The organism is Hymenobacter roseosalivarius DSM 11622 (assembly GCF_900176135.1).
In the GTDB taxonomy this organism is placed as follows: Bacteria; Bacteroidota; Bacteroidia; order Cytophagales; family Hymenobacteraceae; genus Hymenobacter; species Hymenobacter roseosalivarius.
On the sequence record NZ_FWWW01000008.1, the window covers coordinates 1 to 9,387 of the forward strand.

The 9,387-nt window shown below is 54.9% G+C and carries 6 protein-coding genes; 1 reads left to right on the forward strand and 5 read right to left on the reverse strand.

The window, feature by feature from the left end; translation table 11 throughout:
* Positions 1 to 13 precede the first annotated feature (13 nt).
* The 5 genes from B9A24_RS00320 to B9A24_RS00340 form a co-directional block, all read right to left on the reverse strand.
* Positions 14 to 583 carry an Abi family protein gene (locus B9A24_RS00320; protein ID WP_234996879.1) on the reverse strand — a complete coding sequence of 190 codons (570 nt, stop codon included), beginning with the start codon at positions 581 to 583 and terminating at the stop codon, positions 14 to 16.
* A 167-nt stretch (positions 584 to 750) separates the two neighbouring features.
* Positions 751 to 1,368, reverse strand: a complete 618-nt coding sequence (locus B9A24_RS00325; protein ID WP_159451892.1) for a TIR domain-containing protein — start codon at positions 1,366 to 1,368, stop codon at positions 751 to 753.
* A gap of 226 nt (positions 1,369 to 1,594) precedes the next feature.
* Entirely contained in the window at positions 1,595 to 4,255 is a 2,661-nt protein-coding gene (locus tag B9A24_RS00330) for a DEAD/DEAH box helicase (RefSeq protein ID WP_084443057.1), read from the reverse strand.
* Between the two features lie 12 nt (positions 4,256 to 4,267).
* Positions 4,268 to 5,860 carry a site-specific DNA-methyltransferase gene (locus tag B9A24_RS00335; protein ID WP_084443059.1) on the reverse strand — a complete coding sequence of 531 codons (1,593 nt, stop codon included), beginning with the start codon at positions 5,858 to 5,860 and terminating at the stop codon, positions 4,268 to 4,270.
* Positions 5,861 to 6,003: 143 nt separating this feature from the next.
* Positions 6,004 to 8,106: an AAA family ATPase gene (locus B9A24_RS00340; RefSeq protein ID WP_084443061.1), complete on the reverse strand. Its 2,103-nt coding sequence runs from the start codon at positions 8,104 to 8,106 to the stop codon at positions 6,004 to 6,006.
* A 188-nt stretch (positions 8,107 to 8,294) separates the two neighbouring features.
* Between B9A24_RS00340 and B9A24_RS00345 the strand changes: the two genes are divergently transcribed.
* Positions 8,295 to 9,387: ATP-binding protein (locus B9A24_RS00345; RefSeq protein ID WP_084443063.1), on the forward strand; the 1,093-nt coding region annotated here is incomplete at its 3' end.

The following is a 9,387-nucleotide window of genomic DNA, read 5'->3' on the forward strand; positions in this document are numbered from 1 at the left end:
CTTTGTCCAACTACTAACGCAACCCCAACCAGCCCGATAAATACTGTTTCGGGGGCACGAGGAAGTGCGCGGCTATTTCATCGCGCCCCGCTAAATCCTTGCGAATGTTACCATACAAGCGGGAGAGGGTTCCTAACGTAACTATTTCCAATGTTTTCCAGGCAGGTGGTCGGCGTACGTCGGTGCTGTAACGGGCTTGGTGATCTAAGATAAATTCTTCGTGTGACCGCGCTAATTCACCATCAATAGATGCTAGCGCCTCGGCGTGATCTTCGGGACTGGTGAACAGGGTTACCTCCTCAAACCACCAAGGAGAATGATTGTGAGACATGGTGTAAATCAGCCGAGTGCGGACACTTACTTCGATCCGCTCGATGACGTCGAACGCGAGGACCCGCAGCTTTTGATCGAATTGATACAACTCCAGGGCGGTTTCAAAACAACTGCCCGGTTTATAAATGTGCGCTTGCTTGTCGGCCTGTAAAGGCAGCAGGTACCCTGCCAAACGGTAGTAGCTGATATTATTAAGGTGACGGATGGCCTCGGCGTGGTCACCGATTATCAACCCCCGCTGCTGCAGCATAAGGAGTTGGTCTGCTATACTAACCGCTTGCTTATTGTAGTCCAAAAATTATAAGAATAATTCAACCGCTGGGGGAAGGACAAAAAAAGACTCGCCCTGGTACGCTGTTCCGATGGGAAGCGTGGCGAGTACTGTTGCTACAAATATACGAATTTGAGCCAACCTAGTTACATTTTTTTAAGAGTGGAAGGGTCGATATAAAACCCGACGGCACCTAGCTCCTGGGCTAGGCGGCGCTTCCAGGCACCCGCTTTATCATAGGTCTGGTACACGACGCCATGGAAGTCGCTCGGTTGTTCCACGTTGCCCGCTACGAGCACGAATACTTTATCACGCCCCAGCAGTCCCACAAAGTACCCTAGCTCCAAAATTACATTTTGGCGGGCCCGTGGGGAAAGCGTAGGTACGGTCTTGCCCGTCGTTTTGAGGCCCCCGATATCATCGGGGCTAAATAAAACAACCGCATAACCGCATTCCTTGGCCACTCTATCAAACTTCTCGATAATGGTTTGGCCTTTATTTATTTCCTCGCTGAGCACAATGCCATCAATCCCAAAGCGGTGCAGGGTAGCCTGAGTGTCTTTGCGCATAGCTTCCTCGCGGCCGTGGACGATGAACACGTTGCGGCTTTCGGCATCAATAGCCTTAAGCGCCGTGCTTAGGGTTGTACGAGCGGCACGCAGGGTGGCCACCTCCAAGCGTTCCGTGCTCCTGTAAGGCCCTTTCGCTTTAAGCTTACCAGCCAGCTTCACCAGTTTTTCCTGATGCGCGGCTCCTCGGACCAATTTGGCTTTGCCAAGTAAAGCTGCTGCCCCTGCTGCAATAGCCGCTAGCTCTTGCTGAGTCTTCTCATCGGTTTGGTGATGCTGATAGGTTCCTTTTTTAGCAACAGGCGGCAGTTTTACAGCTGTAAGTCGATCCCGTAAAGCACTAAGCTTTTTGTAGTCCATTGAACGTAAAGTTATGCTTTAGATGGAATGTTGGTCTTACAGTTCATTTGTCTAAGTGGCGCTAGATATCTCTTACCAAATTCAGGAAGTCGTCGAGCTTGTAGGCCCCATCCACCACGCGACGCTCGTACACCATGAAGTAGCGATAAGCGTTGCCCGCTTTCTGCGCCCAGGTAGCCCCCAGCTTGATTTTCTGCTCGGCATCCAGGTGGTCGCCCTTGGTTTCAACCACCAGCGTTTTGCCGCTTTTGGTCTGGATGATAAAGTCGGGGTAGTGGTTCAAAAAGCCATTGATGCGGAAGCCTTTGCCGCGCTCGGGGTTGCGGGTCCAGAAGGCAATGTTAGATAGGTTAGCAATTTCATTAATGACCTTTTCCTCGAAACCGTTGATTTTGCCTTCCTGCTCATAGAGCGACTTGGTGATGTCCTTGCTGGTTCCGCCAGGGGAAACCAGGGTAGGGAAGACATAAGCGGGCTGCATAAAGGCTTTGTCTTGGTCAAGGAAGTTGCGGAATTGCTTGTAAGCGTACTCCTCCGACAGCAGCTTAATCTTGTCCTTGATTTTGCCAGTGTAGGTGTACTCGTGGTTGGCGAAGTCAGTAAACTGCTCGTCGGTGAAGTCTTCCAGAATGCGCTTCACGTAGCGCTCAATCTCCTTGTCGGCAATAGGGTAGAGGTTGCCAATGAGGTCGAGAATGCGGCGCGTGAAGTTTTTTACCCGGCTGTCTTTGCGGCTAGGGTCTAGGATATAGGCCATGATGCGCTCCTTGGCGTCGCCGTCGATGCGCGTGAAGGTGGGCGTGGCTTCCTGCTTGGTTTCGTCGAGGTCCACGCGGTAGAGCTCCGCTGATACGCCATCGAACTTGATGTTGGTATCGGCCTTGCCCAGCAGGAAGCCTTCGAGCAGGTATTCCTTTTCCAGTAGCACGGCCTGGCTGCCTTCGCCGCTGTCAAAGAGGCTAGCGGCGGGCTTTTTCCAAAAGAACTGCGGCAACACCAAGGCGGCGGCCTGCGTGCGGAATATTTCCTTGATGGGGTAGGTCTTCACGAGCGATTGGAGCACGGTGGGCAGGGGCATGGCCCCACCGGCGGTGCTGGCGGCCACGGTTTTCTCAAACTCGGCCTGTTGAGCTAGGGCGGCTTCGGCAATGGCCTGCACCGAGCCGACGGCCGCCGGCAGGCTGGGCAGCGGGTCCGTCACCGACACGGCTGCGGCTGCTTCATCGGTGGCGGGCACCAGCGGTGCAATGCGGCTGGTGTCGATGTCGGCCAGGTCATCGGCGGCCGGGCTATGGGCGGGCGCGTCGAAGTTGAGCGGGGCCTGCACGAAGGTGGCCAGCGGGTCGGGTGCGGCTAGGATGGCAGCCTCGGCTACTTTGTAGTCGCGGGCGCTGAAACCGGCCTTGTTAAGGCCCACCACGATTTTATCGAGCGTTTCCAGAAACTTGCTGGAGGCCGTCAGCACGTAGCTCATGTTGAGCATAGGCGCGGCGTGCGGGGCAACGTAGGGCTGGCGTAGCACCCGGCCCAGAATCTGCTCCACGTCCACGGCCGACGACTTATCAGCCAGCGAGGCCAGGATGTAGGCAAAGGGCGCATCCCAGCCTTCTTTCAGCGCATTCACGGTGATGATGTAGCGCACTTCGCATTTGGGTGAGGCCAGGTCTTCGTTCTTCAGCTCGTTAAGACCGGCCGTCTTGATGCGGATGTGGCTTTCAGGGATTTTCAGGTCGATGAGCTTCTTTTTCAGTTGCTCGAAGGTGGTGTTGTCGTCGGCCGTTTTGGGCTGGGCCTGAAACAGCACGATGGGCCGGATATAGCGCCCGCCGGCTTTCTGCTCCTGCTTGGCCTGTAGCTCCAGGTTGCGCTGCAATTGCAGGGCCGAGTTGATGACTTCGGTGCGGTCGTTGTGATTGTAGACGATGACGGGCAGCTTCACCATGTGCTCTTTCTTGAGCGCCAGCGCGTCCACGAAGCTGATGATGTTGCTGTTTTTGCGGGGCGTGGCCGTCAGGTCGAGGATGAACGAGGGGTTGAGGTTCTTGAGCATGTCCACGCTCAGGTCACTCTCCGCGTTGTGGCTCTCGTCCACCACCACCACCGGGTTCAGGGCCTGAATCACGCGCATGAGGGTGATGTCCTCGTCGTCGCCCAGCAGGGTGCCGAAGGATTGCAGGTTGCCGTTTTCCTGGTACACCTTGCGGTCTTCCTTGTTTTTGGCCCGGAGGCTGTCGAAGCTCAGCACCACCAGGCTCAGCTGCTCCTGCACGCTGCTGGCCGAAAAGCCGCTGCCTTGCAGCAAGGCCGCTTTGTCGTACACTTCCACGCGGCCGGCGAAGTGAGTATTGATTTTCTGCCGGTAGGGGTGACCGGGGTCTTTCAGGTTACGCAGCGTCTGCTCCAGAATGGTGATGGAAGGTACCAGCCACACCACGGCTTTAGGGCGGCCCACCGGGAAGGCGGCGAAGATGGTGCGCAGGGCGTTGGCCGCTAGGAAGGTTTTGCCGCCGGCCGTGGGCACCTTGACGGTGACGTGCGGCACGCCCAGGACCGTGTTTTTGTAGGGCTCGATGGCCGCCCCCGGAAACGGTTGCAGGGGCGTGCGCGGGTGCCCGGCCCAGAAGTCGTGAAAAGCGTCGGGCAGGTGTTTGGTGGCCTGCACGCAGTCGAGGAAGCGGGCGAGGTCCGTGATGACCTCCTGCTGGTAGGGTTTGAGCTCCATATCGGCCAGGGGTTAGAAGCGCGAAATGTCGCGGGGGATTTTCTTGAAAATGATGCCGTGCTGGGTCAGGAAGTCCGACGTGAGCAGGCAGTTGTCGGCGTAGATGATGTACTGCCCGGCGCGGGTGCGCATGGTGGCCAGAAAGTCGTGGTTGAGCGTGGTCACGGCATCGGGCTCGTAGTGAAAGTAGTAGGCCGTGTCGTCGTGCCGGGCCAGAAACGCCGCGTTGTCGGCCTCAGCCGGGGCTGGGGGGGGCAAGACCTGCTTGGTTTCGGCGTAGTAGAGGTACTGGCGCAGGCCCGTCAGCCCCGCCTGCTCGTTCAGCTCGCCGCTGTCGGTAAATACCGGCTCGCCCAGCGTGAGGTAGTCGAAGCTGCCGCCGGTGCCGGGCTGGCCGCCGTAGCCCTGCATCACGCGCTTCACCCGTTCCGCCGTGATGTGCTCGGCGTAGTCTTCCATCTCCGTGAGGATGAACTTGCGGTTGCCGCCGTCCTGCTGGTTGAGCTTGAGCACGGCATGGGCCGTGGTGCCGCTGCCAGCGAAGCTGTCCAAGATTATAGCCTCTTTGTCAGTGGCAATATTCAATATCCTGTCCAGCAACTTTGTTGGTTTTGGAGTAGGAAAGGTTTCTATGTCAAATAGAATCTTATTCGTCTCCTTTTTGGCATCTTGAGTATGCCCAACTTCAGAATAAAACCACAGCGTTTGCGGTACAACACCTTGCTTAACATCCTCTTTGAAACGCTTTAAAGAGGGTACGCCATTCCCATCCTTTCCCCACCAAATTCTGTTATCAGCATCAAGTGCTTTAAACTTATCCTCAGAATAAACCCAATATCTACCGGAAGGCGGGCCATCTATAATCCTCCCTCCAGGACATTGAATTGCAAAAGTGCCTTTGCTATAAAAATTCCTGGCGCTCATGTTGTCAGGGCGCCATATTCCTCGTGGGTCGTTGTCTCTATTCTTGTAGATTTTATCTTGTTCTTCGCTACGAGCCATAAGATTTGGCCGCCATGTTTCTCCATGTTTTGCATAGACCAAAATGGAATCATGGTCAACAGAAAAGTGCTTTGCCGAATTTTTTGGGCTGTAGTTTTTCTGCCAAATCACATTTGTCACAAAGTTGGCCGAACCGAATATCTCATCACAAATGAGCTTCAAGTTCGGGTACTCGTTATCATCAATCGAAATCCAGATGCTCCCATCTTCCGCCAGCAGCTTATGCAGCAGCTTAAGGCGCGGGTACATCATGCACAGCCATTTATCGTGGCGGGAAAGGTCTTCGCCTTCCTTGCCCACCACCTGGCTGAGCCACTTCTTGATTTTGGGGTCGTTGACGTTGTCGTTATACACCCAGCCCTCGTTGCCGGTGTTGTAGGGCGGGTCGATGTAGATGCACTTCACCCGGCCTTCGTACTGGGGCAGCAGGGCTTTTAAGGCTTCGAGATTGTCGCCGTGGATAATCTGGTTGCCGCTGCCAGTAGGTTCGGTGGTTTGGGTGCCGTCGGGTAGGGCCCCATACTGGTGGTCGAGGAGGCGAAATGGAACGTCCTGGTGGTGGTTGATGACTTTGTCTTTACCAATCCAGTGGAGGGTGGGCATGCGGGGCTAGCAATAGGTGTAAGGACGAAGGTACGGAAGGCCAAAACCCCGAACTAATCCATAAAGAGCAAGGCAGCAGCTTCAAAAAAAGCCACTGCCTTGCTCTTAGCTACTGTCCTCAGAAGCAATAACTTGCTGAAGTGCTACTGGAATCTCTGGAATAGCGCAGTCCAGGCAGCAATCACCTCCTCTGTCAAATCGCGGCGGCCACGCTGGAGCAATCGGGTTTTGGTTTGTTTGGCCAATCCCACTTTCCAGCCGCCGGGTAATGGTACCCGATGTTTAGCGGCGAACTGCTGTATTTGATTGATGATAGGCTGTTTAGCGTCGTACACGTCCTCAAAAGCTTCATCGTCCACGGCACGGAATAGCTTGTTGATACCAAATTCCAGCAGCGCCAAAGGAAAGAGGTCTTCTATCTCAGCCTGAGCCAAGCCATTAAACTCTTGTACCTGAAGCACCTGCTCATCGTTGCCCTTGTATAGGTCACTCAACAGCTTGGTGCGCATATCTAAACCAGACTTATCGGAATCCAGCAGAATAAAGGGCAGCTGATTTTCTTTAGTAGAAAGGATAGAAGCCAGGCTCTGCATCCCGCGCACCCCGCCCGAGGGCACAAAGACAATTTCCTGATGGGGTGCAATCAGCTTCTCCCCGATGAGGAATAGCTTGACCGCACTCAAGTAGTATTGGTCGGAAGTGCCTTCCACAATAACGGAAAGGCACCCCTGAAGAAATACTTCCGAAATGCTCAGATTCAGCGCGGCATGCACCGCATACACGGAGCGTCCCTGTCGAACCTGTTCAGCTTGGGGCGCTTTCAAGTCACTGGATGTGACGGTAAATCCGTCGTCATCGACGAACACCACTTTTGCTCGGTCAATATGATTTGTATCAATCAGAAATGGCGAATGCGTGGTATTGATAATCTGATTGGTCGTGGCCAAGTGCTCAAAAAACTTACTAAGGTCTTTTTGAGCAATCGGGTGCAAGGACGAGCCGGCTTCATCCAGTAGAAGAACGGCCCCTTCGTGTGCGTCGCGGCTTTCTACCAGGAATACTAGATAGAAACTCAAAAACCACTGCAAGCCCGTACTGCGGTTTTCCAACTCAATTTCATCCGGACGCAGGTTGTCAGATACCCAGATGCGGAAATGGCTACCATCGGCGGCGAAGCGGAAGGTGTAGTCGCCCTGCTTCCACCATTCCCGGAACTTGCGGGTGAGCAGGGAGGAAGCAGATTGCAGAAGCACGTCGCGCTCTTTTTTTTTCTCGGCTACCTCCTGAATCTGCTTCTCCGTAACCTCTTGGTACTGTTCAGGCTTCACCTCGTTTCCCAACGCCAGTATCTCTTTCGGGTCTAACCCCACAAAATCGAATAGCACCCGCAAGGTCCGGGTTTTAGCCTCGGTTGTACCGCTCAAATCTGTGCGGCTGAGGTTTTTGATTACATGCGGCAGATAAATTTCTGAATCGAGGTTGCCGTAGTTGGAATAGTAGACGAACGAAGGCAGCTTCGCAACAACGAGCTTACGAACTTCTTCAATACTATGCGGGGCTGGCTTATTCAGCGCGGTCTTTAGCCCTTCTAGTTTCTTTTTGGCCTGCAACATCAACGGCGCAACAGTAGAGCCTTTCAATATACTACTAGTCACTCCCGAGAAGTGTTGAATTACTTCATTCAGTGACTTTTCATTAATGCGGCCAGCTGCATTTTGCGCCGCTTCCACCAGCGACGTGGTTTCGGTCAGTACTGCTTGTGACTTGACTTTGATACCCGCTTCGCCCTTGCCCATTTCAACTGCTGTTGACAATTGTTCTAGGGTTGCGGCAATAATGTCACGGACCAGTTCAACGGGAATGCCACTAGCAGTAGTAGCATCCGGAAAATACACAAACCGCTGGCCACTGAAGTCGCGTGAAACTTCCACGAATCTGGCATTCGCCGGAATGGCGTTGGAAAGCTTCACTACTTGCGTCACCTCTTCCGGTGAGAGCTCAAATAGCGTTTTAATAAATACCGGCTTCTCTTCTGCGTCACGCCATTCCGCGTAATGACGCCGGGGCATATCCTGCAGCGGATTAATAGCTCCTCCCTGTGCGGGATTCAGCTTCCAGAGCGCCAGCAGGAGGTTTGATTTGCCGGCTTCGTTGACACCAATAAGGGTCGTAACATCGTCGCAATCAATCCAGCCGCTATCCCTAACAGACCGGAAGTTTGTGACTTTGTATCGAATAATTTTCATCTTGGTGCAAGTAGTGGGTAGACGGCATCAGGCACAGATTAACCCGTCCCTATCTCAAATCTAAGCTAAAGAACTTAGCGTGCTTAGGTAATTTGTATTCGGCAAGCCGTAGCGCCCATCGTTTTTAGTATCCCGGGGTTTAACGCTTAAATTTGGGTTGTTCAACTCTTGCCGTTACCGCCGTCCTAATGCCACCAACCGCCCACGAAAGCCAAAACACGGAATGGAAAGAGTCGTGGCGCGATGAGTACATTAAGTGGCTCTGCGGCTTTGCTAACGCGCAGGGCGGCACCCTGACTATTGGTAAAAATGACCAGGGCCAGGTGGTGGGCATCACTAACAGCCGCCAGCTGCTGGAGGAAATTCCCAACAAAGTTCGTGACCTGCTCGGCATCTTGGTGGACGTGCACAGTCGCAGCGAAGGCGAGCTCACGTATCTGGACATCGTGGTGGAGCCGTATCCGTACCCCATCAGCTACAAAGGCCAGTACCACTACCGTAGCGGCAGCACCAAGCAGGAGCTAAAAGGCGCGGCCCTGGACAAGTTTCTGCTCCGCAAGCAGGGCAAGCAGTGGGACGGCGTGCCCGTGCCTGGGGCCGACGTCGCTAGCCTGAGCACCCCGGCGATGGAGTTGTTCCGCCAGCGGGCCCGGCGCAGCGGCCGCGTCGATGCCGACGTGCTGCTGGATGCGGACAGCACCCTACTAGAAAACTTGCACCTGGTGGAAGGCACTTACCTGAAGCGGGCCGCGATTCTGCTGTTTCATCCCCTCCCGGAGCGGTTCGTGACCGGGGCTTACGTAAAGATTGGCCGGTTTGCCACCGACGACGACCTCCGCTACCAGGACGAGGTACACGGTCCGTTACTAGACCAGATTGAAAAAGGCCTCGACTTGCTGCTGACTAAATACCTGGTCGCCGACATCCGGTACGAAGGCGTGCAGCGGACGGAGGCGTTTATGTTCCCGCCGGAAGCCCTGCGCGAGGCGTTGCTCAATGCCCTCGCCCACAAAGACTATAGCAGCGGCACGCCCGTGCAGATAAGCGTGTACGACGACCGGCTGGTGTTCTGGAATGAGGGGCAGCTGCCCGACCAGTGGACGGTGGAGAACCTAACCCGCAAGCACCCTTCCCGCCCCTTCAACCCAGACGTGGCGAACACCTTGTTCCGGGCGGGCTACATTGAATCGTGGGGGCGCGGCACCCTCAAAATGATCAATGAGTGCCGCCGTCACGCGCTGCCGGTGCCCCGCTACACCTTCGAGGCGGGCGGCTGCACGG